This window comes from Chitinophagaceae bacterium, assembly GCA_030053935.1.
In the GTDB taxonomy this organism is placed as follows: domain Bacteria; phylum Bacteroidota; class Bacteroidia; order Cytophagales; family JASGCU01; genus JASGCU01.
Genome location: JASGCU010000151.1, coordinates 1 through 2,712 on the forward strand (window position 1 = coordinate 1; position 2,712 = coordinate 2,712).

The window sequence follows — 2,712 nt, forward strand, 5'->3', positions numbered from 1 at the left end:
AAGTAATGAGCTTTTTCAAAAAATATAACCTCTAAACTAAAGTATTTTATGTATTAAAAATGTTACATTATTACAATGCACTCTAAAATATTAGGATTAGTTATTCTCTATCATCCGCCCGAAGATATTCTTTTGCATATATCTACTTATATAGATAAAATAGATTTTTTGTACATAGTAGACAATACCGAACCTTTTACAAATAATCACTTAATAGATGAAATTATAACCCGATGGGGTAACAAAGTTACTTGTATCATAAATGACTCCAATCAAGGAATAGCCCATACACTCAATTCTATAATATCTATATCTTTATCAAAAGGATATAAATATATTCTTACTGTGGATCAGGATAGTTCCTTTATTTACAGTGATGTAAGTTTTCAAGATGGATCTGCATTTTTAGAAGAAAATAAAAACGTAGCTTTGTTAAGTTATATGGCTCATTCCCCCATAAAAGAAGTCCTTTATTTAGATAGGAGCCATTTGTATTATCGTGGAATATATGCAGATACATTTGAAGCAATCACTTCAGGGATGCTTTTAAATATGGAAATTTGCAAAGAATTAGGATATTTTAATGAAGATTTGTTTATAGACGAGGTAGATAATGAATATTGCCTCAGGGTGATAGAAAAAGGTTTCTACGTATTCAAAACTGTTTTGCAACATTTGTCGCATTCAATAGGATTTTCCAAGAAGTATAGAAATAGATTTTTCCCATTAAAAAAGAAAACATTTGGTCAAGTCCATAATCCCATAAGAACCTATTATATGGTGAGAAATCGTTTTTATATAGCTAATAAATATAAAAACATATTTCCAGAGGTATGTAAAAAAAAGATAAAACAGAATATAAAACTTAAACAAAATATTATTAAATATTATCCTCGTATGTTAGAGTATTTAAAAATGTATAAACTCGGAGAATACCATTATAAAATAGGTAAAATGGGAAAATTAGAAAATGAATAATATATGCGGTTTTATTCTTTCTATCATTTTCTATTCTACTGTATTGAACACCTATTATTTAAAAGCGCAAACATTATCTTTACATGTTACTCCTCATCAAGAATTTTGTCGGTGGCAATCATTAAAAGACACTTCTAATAACTCTTTTATGAATTACCCTTTAGATATATATACTTGTAATGATGCATCATTGCTTTTTTATGATACAAAAATTAAAAATATACATATCAAGATTCTCCCTACTTTACTTGCGTATCAATATAATTCTTTCAAACCATCTTCTTATAACGATGGGGCTTTTATAGCAGCAAAAGGTTCTCAATATTTTTTAACAACAGGAATGTTTTTTCAATATAAATGGTTATCTGCCCAGCTTATGCCAGAACTTATATATGCTCCTAATGAGAACTTTTTTGAAATGCCCGCAGACCATCCTGCACAACAACTGCAGTATTGGATAGATTACCCTGAAAGATATGGACATACATCTTATAGGAGATTATTATTGGGAGAAACATTTTTAAAAATATCTTTAAAAAGCTTTAGATTTGGCATTTCTAATCAAAATATGTGGTGGGGACCTGCTAAAAAGAATGCACTTGTTATGAGTAATAATGCTCAAGGATTTTTACATTTTTTTGTAAAAACAGAGAACCCCATTCTCACAAAAATGGGAACTTTTGAAACTCAATTTATCATAGGATTATTAGAAAACAGTACCGTACCCCCAAGCACAAATACTCATAATACTTTTAAACGAAATCCCATCAGATATTATAGATTATTTGAAGAAAAAGTAAATATGTTTTCTTTTACTCCATCGCTTGTTTCAACAGAAAAAATAAGAGATGATAGGTATATTTCAGGAATAAATTTTGTATGGAATCCAAAATGGATAAAAGGTCTCTTTTTAGGAATAAGTAGCACACAGGTACTTTATACCAAGAATCTGAATACATTCTTTGACTATGTTCCATTTTTTAACACCATACGAAAAGAAGAAAATTATAAAGAAGATCTCTATCAAACTCATTCTATAAACATCAACACTGTCTCTTTTCGTTGGGTTTTTACAGAAGTAATGGGTGAAATATATGCAGAATACGGAAATTATGGAAAATGGAGAAGTTTAGAAAACATATTTAAAAATCCAAGTTTGGATCGAGGATTTACATTAGGAGTAACAAAATTATTTTCTCTCAAAAAAAATCATTTTTTACAACTTCTTTTTGAAATGACAGAGCTTCAACAAAATTCCATAGAGGGAGTATATTCTCGCAACAGTTGGTACACAAGCAATACCGTAAGACATGGATATACAAACAACGGAAAATTATTAGGAGCAGGGATAGGACCAGGGAGTAATACCAAATATATTCAATTGAGCTGGTTAAAAAATATAAACTCTTTTTCTGTTCATTTTGAGTTATTGAATTATAATAATGATATTCGTTACTTTATATACAGATACCCATCCACACAGTTTGATACATGGAAATATTGGACAGAGCTTCACTATGGATGCTCCGCAAATGTTTACTTAAAATATACGAATACTTTTTTTCATTTTACTTTTAAATATACATATATATATGATTATAGATGGCTTAGTTTTTTAGAACCCCAAATAGAACATTGGCAGCTACAGTGGACAGAGCAAAAAAATCTTATATTCCCACAAGATGCTTATAACTACTTTTTTCAAATAAAAATCATTCAGCCCTTTTATAAAAA

The 2,712-nt window shown here is 28.9% G+C and carries 2 protein-coding genes; both read left to right on the forward strand.

Features of this window, described 5'->3' with window-relative positions:
* Positions 1-75 precede the first annotated feature (75 nt).
* Positions 76-978: a hypothetical protein gene (locus QM536_09780; GenBank protein MDI9357299.1), complete on the forward strand. Its 903-nt coding sequence runs from the start codon at positions 76-78 to the stop codon at positions 976-978.
* On the forward strand, positions 971-2,712 hold a 1,742-nt coding region (locus QM536_09785; protein ID MDI9357300.1), incomplete at its 3' end, for a capsule assembly Wzi family protein. The genes QM536_09780 and QM536_09785, both read left to right, overlap by 8 nt.